This is a genomic window from Methanoculleus sediminis (genome assembly GCF_001017125.1).
GTDB classification, from domain to species: Archaea; Halobacteriota; Methanomicrobia; order Methanomicrobiales; family Methanoculleaceae; genus Methanoculleus; species Methanoculleus sediminis.
This window is the reverse complement of the sequence record NZ_JXOJ01000001.1, coordinates 351,094-373,965: the sequence shown is the minus strand read 5'-3', so window position 1 is coordinate 373,965 and position 22,872 is coordinate 351,094. Positions and strand designations below refer to the sequence as shown.

13 protein-coding genes and 1 tRNA gene are annotated in these 22,872 nt (G+C 61.0%); 3 read left to right on the top strand and 11 right to left on the bottom strand.

The window, feature by feature from the left end; translation table 11 throughout:
* Positions 1–443: 443 nt before the first annotated feature.
* Entirely contained in the window at positions 444–848 is a 405-nt protein-coding gene (locus SZ63_RS01840) for a Tfx family DNA-binding protein (protein ID WP_048180185.1), read from the bottom strand.
* A gap of 140 nt (positions 849–988) precedes the next feature.
* Between SZ63_RS01840 and SZ63_RS01835 the strand changes: the two genes are divergently transcribed.
* On the top strand, positions 989–1,831 hold the full coding sequence (locus tag SZ63_RS01835) for a F420-dependent methylenetetrahydromethanopterin dehydrogenase (protein ID WP_048180173.1): 843 nt from the start codon (positions 989–991) through the stop codon (positions 1,829–1,831).
* A 1,113-nt stretch (positions 1,832–2,944) separates the two neighbouring features.
* Here SZ63_RS01835 and SZ63_RS01830 read toward each other — a convergent pair.
* The 3 genes from SZ63_RS01830 to SZ63_RS01820 form a co-directional block, all read right to left on the bottom strand.
* On the bottom strand, positions 2,945–4,366 hold the full coding sequence (locus SZ63_RS01830) for an aldehyde dehydrogenase family protein (protein ID WP_048180168.1): 1,422 nt from the start codon (positions 4,364–4,366) through the stop codon (positions 2,945–2,947).
* 26 nt (positions 4,367–4,392) lie between these two features.
* Positions 4,393–5,322: a galactose-1-phosphate uridylyltransferase gene (locus SZ63_RS01825; protein WP_048180164.1), complete on the bottom strand. Its 930-nt coding sequence runs from the start codon at positions 5,320–5,322 to the stop codon at positions 4,393–4,395.
* 148 nt (positions 5,323–5,470) lie between these two features.
* The gene (locus SZ63_RS01820; RefSeq protein ID WP_048180162.1) at positions 5,471–6,478 is read right to left on the bottom strand and encodes a 5,10-methylenetetrahydromethanopterin reductase; all 1,008 of its coding nucleotides are present in this window, start codon (positions 6,476–6,478) and stop codon (positions 5,471–5,473) included.
* Positions 6,479–6,820: 342 nt separating this feature from the next.
* On the opposite strand from SZ63_RS01820, the gene SZ63_RS01815 reads away from it, so the two are divergent.
* Positions 6,821–8,770, top strand: a complete 1,950-nt coding sequence (locus tag SZ63_RS01815) for a tubulin/FtsZ family protein (RefSeq protein WP_048180159.1) — start codon at positions 6,821–6,823, stop codon at positions 8,768–8,770.
* Here the strand turns inward: SZ63_RS01815 and SZ63_RS01810 are convergent.
* Together SZ63_RS01810 and SZ63_RS01805 are read right to left on the bottom strand one after the other, a co-directional pair.
* Entirely contained in the window at positions 8,754–9,722 is a 969-nt protein-coding gene (locus tag SZ63_RS01810; RefSeq protein WP_048180157.1) for a DUF128 domain-containing protein, read from the bottom strand. The genes SZ63_RS01815 and SZ63_RS01810 overlap by 17 nt on opposite strands.
* Complete coding sequence (locus tag SZ63_RS01805; RefSeq protein WP_048180154.1) at positions 9,719–10,144, bottom strand: dCTP deaminase; 426 nt, start codon at positions 10,142–10,144, stop codon at positions 9,719–9,721. The genes SZ63_RS01810 and SZ63_RS01805 overlap by 4 nt, the downstream gene beginning before the upstream one ends.
* Before the next feature lie 55 nt (positions 10,145–10,199).
* Between SZ63_RS01805 and SZ63_RS01800 the strand changes: the two genes are divergently transcribed.
* Positions 10,200–10,271, top strand: a tRNA-Arg gene (locus SZ63_RS01800).
* Positions 10,272–10,310: 39 nt separating this feature from the next.
* Here SZ63_RS01800 and SZ63_RS01795 read toward each other — a convergent pair.
* From SZ63_RS01795 to SZ63_RS01775, 5 genes are all read right to left on the bottom strand, one after another.
* Positions 10,311–13,268 (bottom strand): Ig-like domain-containing protein, encoded by a 2,958-nt coding sequence (locus tag SZ63_RS01795; protein ID WP_048180151.1) that lies wholly within the window; start codon positions 13,266–13,268, stop codon positions 10,311–10,313.
* Between the two features lie 540 nt (positions 13,269–13,808).
* On the bottom strand, positions 13,809–16,811 hold the full coding sequence (locus tag SZ63_RS01790) for an Ig-like domain-containing protein (protein WP_048180148.1): 3,003 nt from the start codon (positions 16,809–16,811) through the stop codon (positions 13,809–13,811).
* A 263-nt stretch (positions 16,812–17,074) separates the two neighbouring features.
* Entirely contained in the window at positions 17,075–18,469 is a 1,395-nt protein-coding gene (locus tag SZ63_RS01785) for a carboxypeptidase-like regulatory domain-containing protein (protein ID WP_048180146.1), read from the bottom strand.
* A 40-nt stretch (positions 18,470–18,509) separates the two neighbouring features.
* Positions 18,510–20,033, bottom strand: a complete 1,524-nt coding sequence (locus SZ63_RS01780) for an AMP phosphorylase (RefSeq protein ID WP_048180143.1) — start codon at positions 20,031–20,033, stop codon at positions 18,510–18,512.
* Between the two features lie 273 nt (positions 20,034–20,306).
* Entirely contained in the window at positions 20,307–22,628 is a 2,322-nt protein-coding gene (locus tag SZ63_RS01775) for an MEMAR_RS02690 family S-layer glycoprotein (RefSeq protein WP_048180139.1), read from the bottom strand.
* Positions 22,629–22,872 lie beyond the last annotated feature (244 nt).

Below are 22,872 nucleotides of genomic sequence, written 5' to 3'. Positions count from 1 at the left end.
TCAGATCCAGCTCCTGTCATCCCGTTGTGACGAGCACAACTCCATATCGACATCGGCCCTCCGTGAGGAGGGTTCGACCTTGTGTCTCTGTACCTCCTGCACGCCCCGCCGCGAGTCCTCAATCCGCACATATGCGATATGAGAACCCATGTCGGGAATCAGAGGCACATACGGTGCCGGCTGCTCCCCGGATCCGGGCGGAATCATGCAGAGCGGTTTCTTAAACATTACTTAAAATGAGATATAAACCTTGTTATCGGATCTTTTGGGATTTTGCGCAAACCGCCTCGTTGCTGCATGCGCGGCACCGGTTCGCCTGGCGAGCGGTCCGGCGGATGAACGAAGGGCTGCAACGGTTGTGTTCATGCTGCGTGACCGCGAGGCATGCTCCTGCAGGGCTCCCGCTCCCGCACGGAGCCCGTGTGCGCGCCCGATGAACCGCATCACCCGAAGTAGAGATCGCCGTCTTTGTTGATATAAATCTCAACGTCCTCGCGAACCTGCCTCCCCCTGAACCGCTCGGGGTTTGCGTCCCGAAGCCTGTTTATGAGCGAGATCGTGTCGTATTTGACCTTCAACCCCTGCTTCTCGGCTTCGGCATAGATGAACTCCGGTGCCTTGAGCAGGTCGAGGCCGCTTTCAAGCGTACAGAGATGCACGGCGTCGAGGGTGTAGAGGAATTCGAGCGTCTCGCGTGCACGCGCTATATTCTCAAGTGCAGCTTTCTCGATGGTGCAGACGTTGGCTTTTGAGGTGTGGATGATCTCCGCAATCTGCTGTTGCGTCAGCCCTTTCTTCCGGTAGCGCAACACTTCCTTCTGGCGATCGGTGAGCAGACCTTGTTTCATCAGATATATATGGACGGTGCAAATTTAAACACTTTTCCTTAACCCCTCCCGTTATTGGACGGAATTTTCGTGGCATTTCAAAACGTTTATATGAGAACTTGGTGATACTATCGTGTTCTCAAATTTTGAGAGGTGTTAAAGTGGTTGTAAAAGTTGGAATTGCAAAACTGGGAAATATCGCCAGTGGTGTAATGGGTGAACTTCTTCTCGATGAGCGCGCTGACCGTGAGGACATGATCACCTTCATGGCGACCTCCGGCACGAAGCTGCAGCCCGAGGATATCGACCGTGTGGTCAGCAATATGAAGGCATGGGGCCCGGACTTCTGTATCGTCGTTTCCCCGAACGGCGTCCTCCCCGGACCCACCCAGGCCCGTGAAGACCTTGCAGCGGCCGGAATCCCCTGCATCGTCATCACCGACGATGTCACCACCAAGAAGGAGCAGTTCGAAGCGCTCAAGGCGAGCAACTTCGGCTACATCATCATGAAGGCCGACGCCATGATCGGCGCCCGCCGTGAGTTCCTCGACCCCATCGAGATGGCGGACTACAACGGAAACCTCGTGAAGGTGCTCGCCATCACCGGTGCGTTCCGCAAGATGCAGATGGAGCTCGACAAGGTCATCGACCAGGTGAAGGCAGGCAAGAAGGGCGCGGACCTCGCGCTCCCGAAGGTCGTCATGACCTCCGACAAGGCGGTCGACGGCGAGTTCAGCAACCCCTACGCGCTCGCGAAGGCCCGTGCGGCCTACGAGATCGCACAGTCGGTTGCAGGCGTCAACGTCAAGGGCTGCTTCATGACGAAGGAGTGGGAGAAATACATCCCGATCGTCTCGAGCGCCCACGAGATGATGCGCCAGGCCATGATCCTCTGCGAGGAAGCACGCGACCTCGAGAAGGGTATGGACGCGGTCATCCGCAAGCCCCACAAGAAGACCGGCGAGATCGTCTCGAAGACCGCCCTCATCAGCAAGCCCGAGTAACCTCGGCACCACTTTTTTTTCGAGTTTGTAGAGTGCGTTACCCGGTAGAGGGTGCGTCGTTTGTCTTCGCCGGGAAGCGGGGCGAGATCGTGGTCTTCAGGGATTATCTCGATATAGGTGCCTCACATAAAGTGCGACGGGTCAAAAGGCTGGAGCATGAGCACCGCTATGTGCGAGTCACGACGGTTCGGAGCGCGATGGTTCGTAACGCGATGGTTCGTAACGCGATGGTTCGTAACGCGATGGTTCGTAAGAACCGGAGCGTGAGCACCTTCAGGTGCGAAGAACCGGAGCGTGAGCGCCGTCAGGTGCGAAGACCCGGGGCGTGAGAAAACCGAAGGATTTCGAGTGCTGGCAACAACGCAGTTAAAATAAAGGCCCTGTTGAGATGCTTTCCACAACCCCTGGATAACACCCGGTTGCCGATAGAGGCGGGTGATGTGGGTCTCACGCGAAGTGCGAGCGCAGCGAGCTTGAGCACCGTAGGTGCGAGCCGCGACCGTCTACAGGACGGGAGCGTGAGAAGCCGTAGGCTTCGAGCCGCGAAGTCGCGAAGGGAGACAGTCAATACCCATCCAGACTTCGCGTTCTTCGCGCCTTCGCGTGCGTCGGTGAGACGTGGATTATCCGGAGATAATTCATCCTCCGGGAGAGGGGTTCAACAAAGCCAAAATAAAGAAAGAACCCCGTGCAGTGGGCCGTGGGACTATCGCCCCTGGGGGGGGGAGGGGCTGACGGGGAGTGCGACGTTCCGATAGGAACGGAGCTCGACCACCGTCAGGTGGGGAGGGGGGCACGCCCCCCCGTCTCCTCACACCGAATGGCTCTCCTCAAAAGCCCCCCACCGCCCGCGCTTCGCGCTCCTCAATCGCACCTGCGGTGCTCAAACTCCTGCTGTTCCAGCAGTCGTTCCCCTCCCCAGGGGGCGGGCGGTGCGTGGCGATATCACCTCGAAAACCGTGTCAGTGTGGTCGCAGAAAAGTGGCAGATGCGGAAAACGAGAGGCGATTCGCGAGCATCGGCCTTCTCAAACACCTTCACCTTCGAAAAGCCACTATTCGTGTAAGAAACTATTCGCCCGGCACCTGCCGCCTCATTGACGGATAGCATCATCTACGGCGAAAAGATCATCATCCGCTCTTCGGTCATCTCCTCGATTGCGTACTTCGGCCCCTCGCGCCCGATGCCCGAACCCCTGACCCCGCCGTAGGGGGCGTGGTCCATCCGGAACGTCGAGATGTCGTTGACCACCAGGCCGCCGACCCGGAGTTCCGCGAACGCCTGCGCGATCCTCCGGGAATCGTGGGTGAAGATGCCCGCCTGCAGCCCGTACTCGGAGTCGTTCGCGAGCGCTATCGCTTCTTCGAAGGTCTCGTAGGGGGTGACCGTCATCACCGGGGCGAAGGCCTCCGTCCGGTTCACTGCCATATCCGGTGTCGTCTCGACGAGAACCGTCGGCGTAACGAGCGGGCCGTCGCGGATTCCGCCGGCAAGCACCTTCGCGCCCGCCGCGACAGCGTCCTCGACCTTTGCTAACGCCGTCTCCGCGGCAGACTCCGAGATCATCGGGCCCACCTCGATGCCGGGTTCGCGCGGGTCGCCGGCGGTAAGGGCACGAACCCGCTCGACGAGCAGCGCGAGCGTCTCCTCATAGATCGGCCGATGGAGGTAGACCCGCTGCACCGAGATGCAGGTCTGGCCGGCGTTCGAGAAGGCGCCGGCAACGATCCGGGCGACCGCAAAGAGGATATCGGCATCTTCGTGAACGATCACGGCCGCGTTGCCGCCAAGTTCCAGTCCGACACGCTTCCTGCCGGCGATCTCCCGGAGGTGCCACCCGACGGCCGGGCTCCCGGTGAAACTCACGCAGACAACCCGGTCGTCCCGCACCATCCGCTCCGCAAGATCGGTACGGCAGGGGACGACGCTGATCGCTTCGGGCGGGATCCCGGCGTCAAGCGCCATCTCACCGAGCATCAGCGAAGAGATCGGGGTGGCCGACGCAGGTTTGAGGATGACGGAGTCCCCGGCAGCGACGGCCGGCCCCAGCTTATGGCAGGCGAGGTTGAGCGGGAAGTTGAATGGCGTGATCGCGAGCACCGGACCGAGCGGGAACCGGCGGAGGCAGCCGATCCGCCCTTCCCCGGCCGCGTTCCAGTCGAGGGGGAGGATCGTGCCGTCGATTCGGCGCGCTTCCTCGGCGGAGACCTCGATCGTCTCCCGCGCACGCACGACCTCGCTCTCGGCGAGGGCACGGGTCTTTCCCGCTTCGAGCATGATCGTCCCGGTAAGCTTCGCGGACCGTTCCCGGATGAGTTCGGCGAGGCTGTAGAGGATCTCCGAACGGCGGTGGGCCGGAAGGCGCCGCATTGAGGAGAACCCGCGTTCTGCACAGCGGAGGGCGTCCTCGACGTCGTCGCTCCCGGCAAGGCAGACCCGGCCGAAGACCTCCCCCGTGTAGGGAAACCGCACGTCCAGGATCTCGGTGCTCGTTCGCCATTCTCCGCCGACCAGGAATCCGCGCGGCTCCGTCATGAGAAGGAGTTAACGCCGGCGCATAATCAACTTTTCTCCCGGAAGAGCGCATTCAGGTCTTCGGGGAGCGTCAGGATGACCGGTTCCAGGTGCAGCCGCTCCATGAACGCCGAGTCGCACATGGAGAAGGTGTTCGGGTTCAACCGTGCGATGATGGAGCAGAAGGCACGATGGCCCTGCCCGGCTTTTCCGGGGGCATCAAAGAAGATCGAGACGTTGAAGGCGTGCGTGCCGAGGCTCCGGTAAAAGTCGACGATACGGAGGATTCCGTCGGCCAGCGGCACGATGTACGGTTCGAGTTCCTCAAGCGTCGATATCGGAAGGATTCCCCGCACCTCACGCTCGCCCAGGGGGACGGGGTTTGCCGACCAGAAGATCTCGTTCTCGAAGAGAAACCGCTCCGAGCAGCGTTCGTGCTCTACAAGGTCGTCCCAGTAGAGACGGCCGTGATCGGCGAGATAGCGGCGGCCGCCGGAGAGGTAGAGGTCCGCAAGGCGGGTGGGTTCCGCATCGGCGATGCCCTGCAGGTGCGGGTGGACGATGCTCGCACCCGCCGACGGGAGGTGATTCCAGTTGATGCTCGCATATCCGGGAGTTCGAGCGAGGGCCTCTGCCGTGCCGGAGATGGCATCGGCGAGGCACCTCGCATCGAACCGGCCGGGCCCGTGATCGGGCGTGATCACCGTAACCACATGGCGTCCGGCGAACGGGTAGAGGTTCGGGAACGTCACGCTCTCCCCGCACCGGAGTCGGCTGCCGTCCTCGAACGTCGGAGTGGAGGAATCTAGAGCATCGGGGCAGAAAGGGCACCCGTCGCGGGATGAAGGCATGGCAGGAGCGGTGTCGATCTGCCGCTCGACCCGGACGGGACTGATCCGGCACCGGATGCCGGTGAGAGACTCCCGACGGTACTGGAGAATCCCCCGTTCCGTCAGGATCTCGCGGGTGGTGAACATTGCCTTTCATACTCCGGTTGGCGCGCCGAGCGTATAAAACCCTGTCCGGACTGCGGATGGTGACGCCGGAGACCACGATGAGACCCGGGAGTACCCGGTCTGAACCATCCGGCAATGCCGTAAAAAAAAGCGATCGTGTTTTTCCGTCTCAGACAATGTACTTGCCGAGGAGGCGGATGGAGTTGGTCATGTCGGGGCCGAGCGGCGAGCCGAAGATGATCTGGGTAACTCCGGACTTTGCAAGGTCTTCGCACTTCTGCTTGACCATGTCGGGGGTTCCGGCGATGGTGAAGGCGTCGATCTCCGCGTCGCCGACGAGTCCGCCGACCGTCTTGAAGTCGAAGCGGCCGAGCGCTTCCTTGATCTTCGCGACGTTGTCGAGGTTGAGGTTGTGGCGCTTGAGGAGGTCGGGCGGAGAGCCTGCGGCGATGAACGCGGCGACGATCTTCGCGGCGTTCCGGGCCTTCTTCTCGTCCATGTCGATGGACATGGCGGTGTAGGCGCCGACGTCGAACTTCTTCTTGTCGACCGCTTCCATGGCCTTCTTGATGATCGGGATGGCGACCTGGAAGTCCTTGGGGTTCGATGCGTTGATCAGGGCGCCGTCACCGATCGTTCCGGCGAGCTCGAGCACCTTGGGGCCCTGGGCACCGATGTAGACCGGGATGCCCTTCTTGCCGGGCAGGGTGACGCCGGTCAGCTTGGCGCCGTCGTAGTCGAAGAACTCCAGGTTTCCGGTCTTCTTGACCTCTTCGCCGGCGAGGAGTTTCCGGATCTGCTCGACACCTTCCTTCAGGTGACCGACGGGCTTGACGGGGTCGATCGCGAGCTTCGGGAGGGTCGAGAGGTCGCCGGGTCCGATACCGAGGACGGCACGTCCGTCGGAGATCTCGTTTAAGGTAGCCATGAAGGAGGCAATGGCTGCCGGGGTGTCGGTGAACGTGTTCATGATGCCCGGGCCCATCTTGATCGTGTCAGTGTTTGCCGCGATCATCGCGAGGGTCGGGTATGCATGACGGTTGTTGTAGTGGTTCGTGATCCAAGCGTAGTCGATATCCTTCGACTCTGCAAGCTTGGTGTAATTCACCACCTGCTTGACGTTGATTGCTCCGGGCACAAATTCAATTCCATATGTAGTCAAGGCTATACACCTCATTGAGTAGTTACGTGCCGGGAGTTATATATATTATCATTTTGTGCTCTCCAAACGACACGTACTGCACAGGTAGTGCAAAACGGAGAGGTGTAAAGGGTTCTCCAGGACATCTGGGGATTCTTCTTCCTTACCCTCCAGGGGGCTTCAGCAGGGGGAAGTTAAACCGGAATACTTAAATAATAGAGTTTCGTGAATGGGCGGGGTCCCCCTTCCCGGAACGTACAGAAATGTATATGTTCGTCCGCCCACATATTCATCAATAGTTTTGGATGATATTCATGCTTCTTTCGCGGCAAAGGTCACTCAGGGCATGCGAAGGTATCAGACGGGGAGTATAATCTCATGCGAGTGCTGACGATAGGGCTGGGCGGCGCCGGCTCAAGGGTTGTGGATCAACTCTACGACCACGACCGGCGCAGCAGAGTCTACTGCATGAGTGCGGTAGCGATCGACATCGACCCGAACTCCCTGCTGCAACTCCGCCACCTCCCGGACCCTGCAAGGATCTTCTTCCCGTGGGTCGATATGTCGGACCGCGCTCAAGTCACGGACGTGATCGACATCGAGGAGGTGATGACCCGCCTCCAGAGTATGGATACGATGGAGATCGATGCCATCCTCTTCTGCTGCGGGCTCGGGGGCAGCGTCATCGACATCGCACCGCTCATCATCGCCGAGATCCGGAAGTCCTACGTGGAACCGATCTTCGCTCTTGCCATACTGCCGTGCCTGGAGGAGGGAAAGCGGGTCTCGGCCAAGGCCGCCGATGACCTCGACGTGCTCCAGGAGATCGTCGATGCCGTCATCCTCTTCGACAACGAGACCTGGTCGCAGAAGATCAAGGCAGCCGCCGCTGCAGCCGAGTCCGAGAACACCGGCGTCATGGGCCAGCTGCGCCAGCTCCCCATAGGATCGGACCCGAGAACACACTACAACATGCTCAACGAGAGGATTGCGCGCCAGATTGGCCTTCTTCTTCGCGCCGGAGAATTCAACGAATCCGGACTCGACGTCGCCGAGATCGTTCTGGATGCCGGGGAGGTCTTGAACACCCTGAAGGGAAACGGTTTCGTTGCGGTCGGCTACGCCACGGAGCGACTGCCGACCGGATGGCTGAACGTTCTCCACCGGCGACAGTCGCTGAAAGACTTCATTCAGGGTTCGCAGGAAAAGGCTGCCCGAATCATCTCCCTCGCCAAAAAAGCGGTCTACGAAGACGTATCGGTTCCCTGCGACCTCACGAGCGCCGACAAGGCACTGGTGCTGATCGCCGGGCCTTCGGCCGAACTCTCGATGAAGGGGTTCCAGACCGTCCGGAAGTGGATCGATCGGAGCATCGCCGGGCTCGAGATGCGGTCGGGGGACTACCCGGTGAAGAACACATCGTTTGTGGGGATCATCATCGTGCTCTCGGGTCTCACCAACATCCCCCGGGTAGAGGAGATCCGGGACATCCGGACGGAATACCGGCTTGAGTGCGAGGAAGAACGATTGAGGGCGGACGAGGAGGCGCGGCTGCGTGAAGAGGAGGCGGCACGGGCAACCGGCGCCGTCCCCGAGATGCCGGACGACGAGGGTGCCCGGGGCTTTGCCTCACCTCTTGAGTCGGCATATCTTGAGGAGATCGGGTACATGGCAGAACCAACCACACCGGAGAAGGATGAGATGATCACGCTCCCCGGCAGCGGCGGGAGCGGCCGGAAGCGCAGGGACGATACCATCGATATGCTCCCGAAAGCCGAGACGGGGCAGGATGAAGGCCCCGTCGTCCTTCCGCCGAAGCAGGGCGGGAGGGAGATCGATCTCACCGGGTCGGCCTCGGTCACCTCTTCGGTGCCCGCCCCGAAGAACTCCACCTTCGGCCTCAAAGGGATCAGTATCGAGAAGACAGGTCCGAAAGACGATGCGATAGCATATTCCACATCCTTAAAACCCGTGCAGCGGCCGAAAGAGGGGGCGCTTTCCGCAGATGCGGGCACTCTGGACCGCGGGATACAGCGGCCGAAAGAAGGGGTGTTCACCGGCGATCACGTTACGCTCGGCCACGGGATGCAGCGGCCGAAGGACGGCCTCTTCGAGGAAGCCGGCCTGCACGTGCGCGAGGGGATGCCCTTGCCGAAGGACGGTTCGCTGGGCCGGAAGGGATTTGCCAGATCCGGCCCTCGCCCGAAGGAGGTCGATCCCTCGCGCGGAAAGCTCGAGGTGATCGACGCGGCCGCCCGGCAGAAGAACCAAAACGAAGAGAAGAAACCGGACGACGACACGGACGACGGGATCACCTGGATCCGGTAGCGTCCGCTATTTTCTCGAATGGTACGGTTCCTGCACCAATCTCGGTTTTGATGGTGTAGCCTTTCTCAATGGCGTTCCCTACCATATTCATACCGCTGAGCGCAACGACGGAGAGACGGTAGGGGTGTTTCGGGAGATTGAACTCGCCGATGCCCCCCCCGGCAGGGAAGGTGAAGCCGCACTCCTCCATCAGGCCGACGGTCACCTCCACCCGATAGCGTGCGGCCGCGGGCACTGCACGGACGTTTGCAAGCGCGACGCCGGCCCGGGTCGTCACCAGCCGGTTGATCGAGGTGAGCCCGGCGGATATGAAGAGGTGGAGCGGGTCGACCGACGTCCCGCGGTAACCGATGAGATCCAGGAATCCGGCGGCGCCGTGCTCATCGACGGCAATCCTGCCGGCATACTCGAGCCTCGTCGGGATGCCCATCTTCTGGAGAACCCCGTCCAGAGTGACACTGCAGGCCGTCATGATCCCGGCGTGGCCGTCGGGTATGCGGGGGTCGGCATCGACGATCCGGTAGGCGTTCAGGAACCCGTAACCCGCCGCCGCCACCTCGTCGAAGGCTGCCGTGACGGCCTGGAGATCCTCTTCCCGCACGAAAGAAAGGTTATAGGCGACGCTGCCCGTGGCGGTCGACGGGTCGAACGTGCTCCGGAAGGCGAGCTGCTCGAGCCTCGATATGATGAAGCCGAGCCTTTGATCGACGAGCGCGCTCTCGCTCTCGGCGATCCCGGCCTCGGTGAGGAGGCGGCCCCGGTTCCCGACCTTCTCCGTAAACCCCATCTCGTCGAGGTACTGGAGGTAGTACTGAACGGCGCGGTCGCTTAAGACGAATCCCCGTTCGGCCATCTTCTCACTCAACCGTTTCGCTCCCAGGGGTTCGTGCGATTCCGCAAGAATCCGCAGGATCTCAAGATACTTCCGTTCCGAACGTATCGACGGAGTCATCGTGTATGCACCGTGCCAACACTGTCCTGGTACCGGCCCTGATAGAGCCGGTCGCCGTTCAACACTTCCTGCAGGATCATCTGCACGATCCGGTCGCCTTTGGAAAGGCGGATCTCCTCTGCGCCGGCGTTCGTCAGGCAGAGCGTCAGCTGGCCGCGGAATCCGGGGTCGACGAACCCGCCGCCGAGGAGGACGCCGCGACGCGCGAGCGAGGAGCGGCACCTGAGGGTTGCCGCGAGGTCCCGCGGGAGTTCCACCCGCTCGATCGAGGGGACGAGGGTGCATGCGCCGCGCGGGAGCACGATCTCTTCGGCCGCGCGGAGATCGTAGGATGCGGGCTGCTGGGATGCACCGTGGTATGGCTCGATGACGAGATCGCCGTCCTGGAGCCGGCGAACGATTTCGCTGGACGAGATGATCATTGTATAGAGTACTGGCACAAAAACGCTTAATAACTTATGATAGAAACCGAAGAGGGGACCCATGGGGTAGTGGACATCCTTTTGGGCTTCGAACCCAAGGACGCGGGTTCAATTCCCGCTGGGTCCGTTGGTTTTTGGGGTGCGTGGTCCACGCACCCGAATATCGTTACATGAGCCGGATGTATGCCCTGTGCGGCTCTCCGACCTGAATGGGTGGAAAGAGCAAGCCGGCATCGGGTACGTCGTCTGCAAAAGCGCGTACCCGGATCCGGTATTCACCCGGCGGGAGTTCCCGGACATGGAGAGAGGCGGTTTCACCGGTCACGGTACCGTCTGCGGTCAGGGTGCCGCACCGCACCCAGGAGAGGCCGCCGTCGTTCGAGTATTCCACGGACTCGGTCACGGTCGCCGCTCCGGTGTAGGCGAGGTCCCAGGCAGCGGTGAGGAGCTCCTCGACCGGTTCTGCACAGGTGTAGCGCGGGTTTGAGAGCGTGAGCGCCGCGGAGCCGAAACCTGTGTTGGTGAGATCCGGAACGGCCGTGACGAAGGTGTCGGGGAGGGCGAGTTCCGCCGCGTCGTTGAACCGTATCCGGGACCCGGGTCCGAAGACGTTGATGTTGCCGTCGGCAAGCACCCTCAGGCGGAACGTCGCCTCCCAGGTCTGGCCGAGGTGAACCGTCCCGATCTCGAACTCCAGGTTCCGGTCGTCGCTCCAGTCATCGATCTGGTTGACGGATCGTTTCGGAATAATCACACAATGACCCGTCTCGTTCTCGACCACGCTCTCGATGACGGTCGATACCCCGTCTTCGTAAACGTAGGAGAATACGTTCCTCCCTTCCCGGTCTTCGCCGTTGACCCGGATCGTGCTGAAGTCGAGGCCCATCGTGGTGTTGATACCGGCTTCCGTCTTGAGGACACCGGCGATCTCGGTGTAAATCGGCTCCAGGGCATCCGGACCCGGTGCGTGGTAATATCTCCCCCCAGTCGATTCGGCAATGCTCTGCAACGTCGATCTCGCGTCACCGGAGAGGCTCTCCGAGTACGAGATCGTGAAGATGCGGATGTTGTTATCCGCAGCGTAAGCCGCCAGGTTCTGCCAGTTCGAGGGGAGATCCCCGTACCGGTAGTAACTCCGGGTCAGTGTTCCGTATTGCTCCGGCGAGTAATAGGTCGAACCCGAACCCCGGGCAAGCGGGTCGCCGTACCAGTTGTAGTCCCCGTCGGAGAGGAGCACCACGGCCCTTACCGAACCGTTGTTTGAACGGGCGACCAGGTGGTCGATCGAGATCTTCACCCCGTGCCGGAGCGGGGTGCCGTGGTCGGGGACGATGCCGTCGAGCGCATCCTTGACCACCTGGAGATCATAGGTCAGCCCGAGATCAAGCGTTGCGTGGTCGCCGTAAGTCTTCGGATACGTATAGTCGTTGTCGATTTCACGCGTGCCGATACCGGAACTGGCGCCGGGGCGCGAGATATACCCCGCTCGCCCGAATGAGACAGTGGCCGCGCGATCATGGTTCTCCGAGAACTGATCCACGAACATCTTCGCCGCCTCGCGGACCGAGTGCATCCGATCGGGATCGTCGTAGAGCATGCTTCCCGACCGGTCCGTGCAGAGCACTACATCGATCGGGTCCGGCTGGAGCGCCCAGCCATCGCCCTTTAGCCGGATCGTGACATCGACCGTGTCGTTCACCGCCACCGTTTCGGGAGAGACCTCCGCCTCCACCGAGAGATAGGGGTAGTTCTCCCAGGCCAGGGGTATCGTCCGGGTGGTGCCGTTCCATGTAGCGGCGACGTCGCACCCACCTTTCGCCGCGGCGCTCCAGCGCGGATCGTTCCGGTCGGTCGTGAACGTGCCCGGGTAGAACCGGACGACAGCGTAACCGTCGTCATCGGTCTCGGCAGAGGATGCGGAGAGATAGGGGGCGGCGACCTGCACGAATTCGCCGGCATCGACGTTTCGGATGGCGAAGGTCACGTCTTCTCCGCCGACCGGATTTCCTTTGGCGTCGATAACCTTCGCACGGAGAGTTGCCGGTCTTGAGCCCGGCACATCGAGGCTCGGCATGGACTGCGGGTTTGCCGAGAGGAGCATATCCGCAGGGGCGGTGTGAACGAACTCAACAATCTGCGATACCGTCACGCTTGCGTTGTCCACGGCTGTTGCGGTGACGGTGATCCTGCCGGTGGTATCCTTCGGGCCGTAGGTGAGGCGGGCGACGCCCGAACCGTTCGTCGTCAGGACGGTGCCTTCCCCTGCAAGCGATGTGGCGACCCGGATGTCCCGGCCGGATGCGGGGTTGCCCCAGGAGTCGAAGAGCCGGTACGTCAGGGTAAACGTGCTCTCGCCATCGGCGGGCTGGTAGGGGTCCGGATCGGCATCGGGACTGATCGAGGCGGCAATTGCGCCCGGAAGTCCGGTGGGCAGCCCATGGATGGAGATGTAGCGGTTTACCCCGCCTGAAAGAGCGGTTATCCGGACAATGTTCTCACCCACGGTTCGGCCGGTTCTGAAGGGCACTTGGACGAATCCCGTGGCATTGACCGTCCGCTCGATCTCGGGCACCGTCGCCCCCCCGTCGTCGATGAAGACGGCATCGTCGCCGATCGAACCGACGCTGAAGCGGACGGCCTCGGTGCCCCGGGTATCGTCCACCGGGTTGCCGTACCGGTCGGCCAGCCCCACGGTGATGACGGTGACGTTGCCCGCGGCCACCTCATATTCGTAGTCGAGGTGCGTGATGCGGCAGGGTGGACCGTGGTCGATCGGGAGGAGAAATGTCCCCTCTACAGCACCGGACCGTGCGATTATCACGGCGACGCCGCTCGTCTTGCCGGGGATGAACGTTGCGGTCGCGGTTCCGGATGCACCGGTGGTGACGGTTGCGGGCGAGATGCGGCCGAAGACCGGGTCGGCCTCGAACGCCACGGTGCAGTTGTCGAGCGGCATCCCGTTCTCGTCGAAGACCTGCACGACTATTTCAGCGGGATCGGCTCCGCCTGCCGCCAGACAACCGGCATCGCTCGATATGATGATCCGGTCGGGACCGGTCGCACCCACCGCAGGAACGATCAGGCAGAGCAGGATCGCGAGGAGTGATACTTTTTTAAAATTCATACTGAGATCAGGGAGCCGTGATCCCATACAATATATATAAGAGTTTTCATTTGATCCCGATCCGGAGGGGGACGTTGAAAGCCCACTTAATCCACCAAAATGTCTAAAAAACAGATATTATAACGTATTTTTCAGTCCTGAAGCGGACAAAAGATCATCCCCGCCCCACAACAATCATATAGTGATACTCCCCGGTAATTTTTACACATAAAAAATTCGTAAAACAATCAAAATAGGCTCAATTAACCAGTTAAAACGTAAATGCACAGACCAAGATATGAGGCGCCCCGGGGAGGGCGGCGAACGTTCCGCGATGGATAAATACAGGTGCGTGCAGGTAACCGGAAGGTGCCCGGGCAGCGAACCCTGCAGGTTATCCTGTGCCTCCGGAGGATGCAGGTCTCGGAAGAAGAGTTCCATGGCCGTCAGGCGCAGGGGCCGATAAAAATAAGGATTGAGCCCTGCAAGGCGCAGGACAGGAGTACGGGCCGCGGGGGCCCGGGGCCGCACCCCACCCGCAAAAAAGAGTTCCGGTGCCTCTCACTGGATGCGTATATACGAGCCTCCGGTCGCCCCGGCAGTTACATTCAGAGTAATCTTTTCCGAGGCGTCATCGGTATCCGGTGCATAACCACGGACCCAGATGATGTATTCGCCGGGCGGGAGGCCGAGGCCCCTCACATTCAGCGTGGATGTGCCGCCTGTCGTCGTATTCGTGGCGGAAAGCGAGTCGAACCTCACCCAGGTGTACTCATTGTCGTTTGAATAGAAGACATCCTCCGTCACGTCGTAGAGACCGGTGTAATTGAGGTCCCAGGCGACCGGGAGGAGCTCGTCGATCGGCATCGTGCCTGTGAACACGAGGTTGTCGATCTCCAGCGCCGCAAAGTTCATCCCGGTGTTGTTCAGGGGTACGGCCGTGATGAAGGTGTCGGGGAGTTCAAGCGAATCGGTGCCGTTGTTGAACGAGATCGTCGAACCCGGGCCGAAGATGTTGATGTTGCCTTCCGTCTTCACCGCAAGCCTGAAGGTCGTCTCCCAGGTCTGGCCGAGGCGCACGGTGCCGATGTTGAAGGGGAGGTGCGGGTTCGACGCGGTCCAGTTCGGCGTGTCGTCGCGGGTATAGCGGGGGATGATCTCATGGTGCCCTGTTTCGTTGTCGACCCAGCTCTCGATGGTGGTCGATACCCCGTCTTCGTGGACATAGTCGAACACACCGGTTCCGGAGGTGAAATTCCCGTTCACCTCGACGTTCTCGAAGACGACGTCCAGTTCGGTATCGACGCCGGCCTCGGTCTTGAGTTCGCCGGCAATACGCTCGTATATGTCAGTGAGATCATCACCGTTCTGAGCATGCTCATAGAATCCGCCGGTCGAGGTCGAGAGTATGTCCATCGTATCGCGGACTGTTGTGCTGGGGTTGTAGGCAAACGTGATCATGTAGAGTTTCACGTTGTTGTCGCTTGCAAACCGGGACATATTCTGGTTGGTGGACTCACCGTCGTCGCAGAAATTATAACTACGATAAGAATGCCATGGGCTATACCATTTCGTGTCGCTCTGCAGCGTTCCGCCGAGGCCATTGTAATACCGGTAATTGTCCGGCTCGAGGTTGCTGCCGCTGAACGTGTAGGCCCATGCCGAATCCGCGGGATACCCCGTCCCGTGCCCAATCGGGCTTCCGTCGTAGTTCCAATCCCCGTCGGTCATGACGACAACAGCTTTGACGGCCTCGGGCCGATCCGCGTTCTCCTTCTGCATGAGAATCGCCTCGTAGATCCCCCGCCGCAACTGCGTGGCACCGTTCGCGTTGAGATCATTCAGGTTTGCGGTTACCGCTTCGAAAGAATCGCCCAGTTCGTTATCCACCGTCGTAGAGGAGGAGAACGAGACCAGGCCAATCCGATCTCGATCGGAACTCATCTGATCGATGAACGTGGATGCCGCTGTTTTTGCTGCCGCCATCCTCGTCGGGCTCACATCAGTATAACCCATACTCCCCGACCGGTCGATCACCAGCACCACGTCGATCGGATCCGGCTGGAGCGCCCAGCCGTCGCCCCGCAGCCGGATCGTGACGTCGACCGTATCGTTCACCGCCACCGTCTCGGGGGAGACCTCCGTCTCCACCGAGAGGTAGGGGTAGTTTTTCCAGGTCAGGACGATATCCCGGCTGACATTCTCCCACGTCGCCCGGACGGTCGCCGTCCCGGTCGCGGTGTCGCTCCAGCCCACGACGTCCGGGTCGATCGTGAACTCACCCGGCCGGAACTCCACGATTGCATACCCGTTGTCGTTGGTAACACTCGAGAGCGCTACCAGTTCCGGTTCCGTGGTCTGGACATAAGGCGTGCAGTTCTTCGATACGATCTCGAACGTAACCGTCTCCCCCCCGACAGGGTTCCCCCTGATATCCATCACCTTGGCCCGGAGTTGCGCGACCGAGTTTCCGTTGACATCCCGGCTCGGCATCGACTGCGGGTTTGCTGTGAGGAGCATGTTCGTCGGATCGGTGCTGGTGAACTCGACGTTCTGCGATATGCTCACGCTCTCGTTCACAGCCGCCGTCGCGGTGATGATGGCCATGCCGACGGAGTCCTCGGGCCCGTAGGTGATCATCACCTGTCCATATGAGTTGGTGTTGAGGAGACGGCTCTCGTACTCATCCGGCTGACTCAACCGTTTCAGTGTGGCGTTCACCCAGAGGCCCTGCTCGCCGGAGGGATTCCCATACTCGTCGAGCAGTGTGTAGGTGAACGAAACCTTCGTCGTCCCGTCGGCCGGAACCGAACCGCTGGACGGAGTGACCTCCTGCGTGATGCTGGCCGGCAGCCCCCCCTCGCCGGTGATGGAGAAGCCCGGGATCACCAGCGGCGCCGGAGGGTAGATAGAGACAAGGTTCTCCCCGGCCACCGTATCGACCCGGAGCGTCGCGGTGGCGTTCCCGTTTGCATCCACCGGCACCGAGATCTCGTCCGTGCCGTTGACGAACGTCGCGCCCGTACCACCCTCGATCTGACCCACCGTGAAGAGCACGGTCTCGACCTCACGTCGGTTATCAATCACGTTTCCGTACCGGTCCTCCATCCGGACGACGATCTCCGTCGTCTTCCCGGCGGTCACTTTCGGCTCGTACCAGGTATTGGCAACCGTATGCGGCGCCGCGTGGTCGATCTGCTGCTCGCCGAACCGGGTCAGGGGTCCATCCACCCCCTCCGACACCGTCGCCGTGATCGTCGCAGTCCCGCTGCGCGTCCCATGCCTGAAGGTCGCCGTGGCCTTTCCGTTACCGTCCGTGGTCACGTACACGGGCGAGATGCTCCCGTAGGTGCCGTCCACCGCGAGATCGACGGCAACACCGGAGATCGGATTGGCAGGAGTGCCGTTTGTGACCAGTATCGTGACGGTCGCGGTCTCCCCACTTCCCGCTACCAGCCACGGCTTATCAGTGCTAAGGATAATATCGTCAGGTATCAGCGCCCCGGCAGGGGCCGCGAGAAAGAGCAGCCCTACCGTCAGGCATGCATACGTCCATCCGTTCATACGTCACCGTATGTCTTCCTGACACACCATACCATATAAATGTTGCCAGTTAGAGGGACGGCTCAAAAAGCCCCTTTCCCTAATCAACCAATAATATCTGCCCAAATTGAACATATATTTCTGCAGAGCATCTCATTGATGAAAGAAAAAATACCGACCCGTCTTCACGCACAAATATCTTTTCTCCATGGACGAATCCGGTCGCCGGGCCGAGGGAGAAATGCACTGCCGGAGCCCGAACCGGGAAAAAAAGGGTTGGGGAACTACAGGCTATCCCGACCGCGTGACCTGCCCCTATTTCGTCCCGCCCGCCTGTGCCGGAAGACCATGACCGCACCGATGAGGGCTGCAGCAGCAACCCCGACACCGGCCACGAGCACCCAGACATTGAAATCCTGTTCCATGACGAGCGGAACGGTGGTCTCGGTTATGCCGAGCGGGATATCGGCATCGATTGAGATGTTCCGGTAACCGTCACAGGCAGCGGTGACGGCATGCACCTTGTTCGTGACGAGCACCGTCTTGAGACATCCCAGGCTATCGGTCACCCCGACGACCTGACCATCGATGACAACGACCGCTCCGGCAACCGGGTTCTGGTCAGGGTCTTGTGCGCGGATGGTCACGCTCGCCCGGTCGTAACCGAGTTCGGCGACGATATCCTCGCCCTGCCCGGAGATCTGGCGCGTCTCGCTCCAGTCCTCGTAACCGGACGCTCGCACCACGATCTCGTAGATTCCTGCATGGATATTGGAGAGCATGAACCTGCCGTACTGGCTGGTCTTGCCCTGCAACGTCCCGTTAAGATAGATTTCAGCCCCTTCGACCGGCTTCGTCGCCTCATTGAAGACCGTTATCGAGACGGGATATTCCGACTTCGAGAGACGTACCGGGAGGAAGACGTCGTCCACCTCGAGGTAGCGGCTCTCCTGGTAGGGCTGGTAATCGGGCGCCGTTACCCTGAAGGAGTACCTCTTCGCCCGTTCCAGGTGGAACTGCAGCCTGCCGTCGGCGTCGGTCACCCCGGCGCGCGCGTTATCGACATACACCTCCGCATCCTTGAGCGGGGCGGAAGTCTCGGCATCCAGCACCTGGACACCCAGGATGTCGTTGGAGAAGAGCAGGCACTGGACCGTTCTGCCGCTGCTCTCCATCTGCACGGTCTTTGAGAGGTCGTGGTATCCCGATGCGCGGATCTCGGCATTGTACAAATCACCCGCCTTCACCGGGAAATTCACGGTTCCGGTGCTGCCGGTGACCTCCGAATCGGAGTAATCGGTACCCGTAACGCGCACCACGCCGCCTACGATCGGTTTCAGGGTTCCCGCGTCGTAGAGTTCGAACGTGAGGGTCGCGTCCTCCCGTATCATATCGACCCCGACACGGGTCGCGTCGTAATCGACGTATTCCACCCAGTTCCGGTAGCCTTTCCGGACGACCTTCAGGTAGAGGTCTTTCTTCCCGGAATGGACGTAGGAGTAGATTCCAGCCGAGTTGGTGCTTCCCACGTAGTCCCCGTCGATGTATATCGAGGCATCGGCAAGCGCGTCATCGGTCTTATCGTCGGCCACGCTGATGCGCAGGGTGACCGCCTGCGCCGAGCAGCAGAGGAGGACGCAGGAGATAAGGATGGCTATAGCAAGACGACTTTTCTTCATGGAAGAGTATTACTGCGGTCGAAAATTTGAGTGCATCGGTTTACACCCACCGTTCATGAGGGATACGTTCAAGTACCATACCTTCCACAAGCACCGGCATCAGCGTCCGGCCGACCTCGATCGCACGCTCGAGCCGCCATTCGCGGTCGGCGTAGATGGTGAAGATGGGATCGCCTTTCCGGACCCGGGTTCCTTTCTTTGCGTGGACAAGCAGGCCCGCGCCGTGGTCATAGGGCGAACCGGCGAGCCGGGCGAGCGTGACGAGAGCGCTGTTGTTCAGCTCGATGACGTAACCGTCCTGCGGCGCCCTGACGTCGAAACAGTACTCCCCGGGAACGATATCTTCGGCCTTCACGGTCGGATCGCCGCCCTGGATCTCGATGATCTGCCGCATCTTCTCGAGTGCCTTGCCGCTCCGGAGGATCTCGGCGGCTGCCTGCGCACCCTGCCCCGGCCCGGCCTTCCCGGCCATCTCGAGCGCGATCCCGGCGAGGGAGAGGCTCTTCTGGATCAGGGAGTTCGGCTCGGTCGCCCCCTCGAGGACGGCGAGCGCCTCGCGCACCTCGAGGTTCGGGCCGATGGTGTGGCCGACGAGCGACTCCCCGTAGCTTAACGCGCACTCGACCCGCATGCCGAGCCGGTCTCCGAGTTCGATGAACTCCCGGGCAAGTTTGCGCCCTTCCTGGGTCGTTGCTATCTTGGTGTTCCGGCCGACCGGGATATCGATGACCACGAGGTCGGCGCCGACGGCGAACTTCTTCGCCATGACGCTCGCGATCATCTGGCCCCGGGCGTCGATGCGGAGCGGATACTCGTAGGTGATGATCTTGTCGTCGGCGGGGGCGATGTTCGTGGCACCGCCCCAGACGATGGCGCCGCCGACCTTCTCGGTCATCTGCTGCACCTCGAGCGCCGGGAACGAGACGGGCGCGAGGACTTCCATGAGGTCGGCGGTTCCCCCTGCGCCGGTGATGGCGCGGGAGCTGGTCTTGGGGATCAAAAGACCGCTCGCGGCGATGATCGGGGCGATCAGGAGCGTGATCTTGTTCCCGGGGACACCCCCGATGGAGTGTTTGTCGACGATGGGGTGCCGGGTGAAACGGAGGTGTTCTCCGGTCTCGACCGTGGCCCTCGTCAGGTATTCCACCTCGTCCATGTCGAGGCCGTTGATATAGGAAGCGGTGACGTAAGCGGTGATCTCGCCGGGCGAGAGGACGTCGTCGACGATATCCCTGACGATATCCATGGTCTCGTCTTTGGTGAACCGGCCGCCGTCCATCTTCTTCTTGATGTGCTCAAGGGATGCCGGCCGCTCGGCGCCGCGGACCTCGACGGGGGTTCCCTCGTCGACGGCGAGCGTGGTGTTCACCGGCCGGTAGATGCCTATGACGCCCGGCTCGATGAGCGACCCGGTGGTGTCGACGTGAGCCTGGGCGGTCTTTCCGGTCGCTTCGTCGACGATCTGGACGCGGTCGCCGTCGCGGACCCGCATGCTCCGTGCGTCGGTGCTGTGGAGGAGAACCCCCCGGTTTTCGATATCGAGCAGTTTCACAGTCAGTTTCATACGCGTAACCCCATCCTGATTGAAATTGAGGTTTTGTACTACTTAAGGGCGGCTGATCGGGGGAGCCTGCAGGTAGTGTCCACCTTAAGCCTGCTACTCTCCACGGATCTGGCGCACCCTATACGAAGTAACACCCTTCCCGCCGGTTAGCGGCAGAGACAGGCCAGCGGTGCTACTCATCTCCACGGGTCGGGATGTGAATACGGCTTTCCGTCCCGTATCCAAAAACGCTCATTGAAACCGGCTGAAAGAAAAAATAGATTTAGTTAGGGTTTAGTCCCGCCGCAGGACCAGGAAGGCAACCGCACCAAGGCCGGCCAGAGCAAGGAGTGCTCCGAATCCGGGGGTCGTGGTCGGGGTAGCTTCGGTGGTCGCGGTCTCGGTCGGGGTGGTCTCGGTCGGGGTGGTCTCGACCGGGGTGGTCTGAGTCGTCGGGACTGCCTCGACTACGTTGAAGGTCGCGGTCGCGGTCGTGTCGGTCTCGATGGACTCGACGGTGACAATGTACTGGTCGGGCTTGAAGCTGCTTCCGTCAACCTCGAACGACCAGGTGTTCGCGCCGTCACCCTGCTGGACTTCGGTTACGCCGGCAACCGAGCCGAAGCCGGAGGCCTCGCTCTTGGTGGTCGGCTGGAACGCAGCGGAGGTGACCTCAATGTTCAGCGTGTCGCCGACAGCGAGGTTGGTCGTGCCGGTGATCGTGAACGTGCTGCCCGCGGCCTTGTCGCCGATCGCGTCGATCCAGATGTTCGCCTCTTCGACGACGAACGTGAGCTTCACGTAGGTGTCGTCGATGTTCGGCGAGTCGAGGGCGGTGATCACCGCGGTCGCCGCATCGGAGGCCTGGAGCCCGCCGATCCGCACCGGGGCAAAGCCGGAGTCAGCCGTGCCGTTGATCCAGCCAGTGATACCGGAGTAGATGTCGAACTCCTTGTTCATCATCGGGTGCTGGATGACCACGAAGTACTGGCCTGCAGTGAGGTCCTGGGTGTTCGTGAGTTCGTACTCGAAGCTGCCGTCATCCTCAACGGTGGCGGACTCATCGGTCAACTGCAGGTTCTTCCCGAAGATCCAGACACGGACGCTGTCGGGGTCGCCCTGTGCAGTTCCGGTGAGCGTCAGGTCGTCGCCCTTCGCGACGACTGCACCGCTCGAGGTCGCGGTGATGAAGCCGGACCGGAGCTGGATGGAAGTCGTGGCGTACTTGGCGTCAGAGAGCCTGGCCTTGTTCAGAGGCTTCGAGACAGCGTAGATCGTGTAGCCGCCTGCATCGAGGGATCTCTGGATGTCGCCGGTGTTCCACTTGAGCGACCAGGTGTCGTCAGCCTTAACGTCCGCCGTGGTGAACGAGGAGGTGACGTTGTTCTCAACCTCTTCAATGGTGTCGAGCTTGACACCGTTGCTGTTGAGGTTCGGGCCGGTCATGAAGAGGTGGACCGTCGTCGCGTTGTCGGTGCAGGTACCGGAGAGCGTGACTTCCTCGCCGATGTAGTAGACACCGGTGCCGGACGCCGTGATGGTTACGTCGCCCTGCTCGATCCTCACCTTGACCTCGTCGTAGGTGCCGCTGACGTCACCCGGGTCCTCAACGCGGAGGGTGAACTGCCGGTCGTCGGTGTTCGTGTTCGTGTCGAACTGGACGGTCCGGGTGCCGCCGGCGTTGGTCACGACGGTCGCGTTGATATCGCTGACCCCGGGCCTGTATGTGACATTGTTAGCAGTAACCCCATTCTGGCCTGCTACGAGGGAGGGGTACTCGCTCACGTCAAGACCAGCCACGTCCTTGATGTACAGGTTGTACATCTTGGCGGATTCGCCGGTGATCGTCACGGTGAAACTGTTGCCGCGAACGACGCTGTCCTTGTTGGACGTGATGGCAAGCGACTTGGTGAGGACCTCGAAGGTCACGGTGTTGGAGTCGAAGCCCTTGCCGTAGAAGTCGCTGCCGCTGGGCCACTTCGCAATGGCGGTGTAGGTGCCGGCCTCGGCGTTCGCCAGGTCGACGGGGTTCACCAGAGCGGTCGTGCCGTTAACTGCGATGGAGTTCAGGAGCTGGCCGCCGAAGTCGGTCGTCACACCGCCACCGGGCAGGGTGACTTCGATGCGCATCGTGGCGCCTTCGTTTGCAAGGCCGTTCAGGTTGTTCGTCAGCTTGAAGGCCACCGGGGTCTCGCGGGTGACGGACTTGCCGTCCACGGACTCCTGCTGGTTGGAGCTAAGAACAACACCGAGCGTTGCGTCGGGGTACTGGACGTTAACGTATCCCGCGGGAGTGTCCGAACTGGGGTCATCCCCAACAGCAAACACATAGTACGGGCCGGTCGTCGTGCCAACGGCGGCGCGAGTCAGCTCAGTGATGTTACCAACGGAATCCGCCTGGATGGTCTTATCGATGGCCCGGTCTCCAAAGTTGGTGAAATGGACCAACTGGTCGGCCTGACCAGAAAGTGTACCAAAGCCGGCGAAATTCAGCTGTTCTTCGCCTACATAGACGGTAGTGCCGGTCTGGGTGACCACACGTGCCGCAGCCGGTGCAACGACCAGCGCAGCCGCGAGGACCATGGCAACAACCATCAGTTTTGTCATACTCTTCATACTATACCTCCATTTGTGATGACATGAGGGAATGTGAACGCGAGGTACTCGACAGACGTCGAATACGGGTTCACCACGCTCTATACTCCGAATCACGGAATATGTCACAATATTTGTGGAACACTTAATATATCCTTTGTGGTCGACCGGGGATCTGGCGTCCCTGAAAGGCACCACAATACTGGAAAACGCCCCGAATGCGCCAGGATCACGCTTCATTCCCGGATCACCGGGGTTCATAGAT

Bases quoted from the DNA above. Each gene is read 5' to 3' on its own strand.
- SZ63_RS01815 (WP_048180159.1), top strand. From the start codon at position 6,821: ATGCGAGTGCTGACGATAGGGCTGGGCGGCGCCGGCTCAAGGGTTGTG.
- SZ63_RS01825 (WP_048180164.1), bottom strand. From the start codon at position 5,322: ATGTTCACCACCCGCGAGATCCTGACGGAACGGGGGATTCTCCAGTAC.
- SZ63_RS01820 (WP_048180162.1), bottom strand. From the start codon at position 6,478: ATGAGGTGTATAGCCTTGACTACATATGGAATTGAATTTGTGCCCGGA.
- SZ63_RS01775 (WP_048180139.1), bottom strand. From the start codon at position 22,628: ATGAAGAGTATGACAAAACTGATGGTTGTTGCCATGGTCCTCGCGGCT.
- SZ63_RS01810 (WP_048180157.1), bottom strand. From the start codon at position 9,722: ATGACTCCGTCGATACGTTCGGAACGGAAGTATCTTGAGATCCTGCGG.
- SZ63_RS01795 (WP_048180151.1), bottom strand. From the start codon at position 13,268: ATGAATTTTAAAAAAGTATCACTCCTCGCGATCCTGCTCTGCCTGATC.
- SZ63_RS01805 (WP_048180154.1), bottom strand. From the start codon at position 10,144: ATGATCATCTCGTCCAGCGAAATCGTTCGCCGGCTCCAGGACGGCGAT.
- SZ63_RS01780 (WP_048180143.1), bottom strand. From the start codon at position 20,033: ATGAAACTGACTGTGAAACTGCTCGATATCGAAAACCGGGGGGTTCTC.
- SZ63_RS01790 (WP_048180148.1), bottom strand. From the start codon at position 16,811: ATGAACGGATGGACGTATGCATGCCTGACGGTAGGGCTGCTCTTTCTC.
- SZ63_RS01785 (WP_048180146.1), bottom strand. From the start codon at position 18,469: ATGAAGAAAAGTCGTCTTGCTATAGCCATCCTTATCTCCTGCGTCCTC.
- SZ63_RS01830 (WP_048180168.1), bottom strand. From the start codon at position 4,366: ATGACGGAGCCGCGCGGATTCCTGGTCGGCGGAGAATGGCGAACGAGC.
- SZ63_RS01840 (WP_048180185.1), bottom strand. From the start codon at position 848: ATGAAACAAGGTCTGCTCACCGATCGCCAGAAGGAAGTGTTGCGCTAC.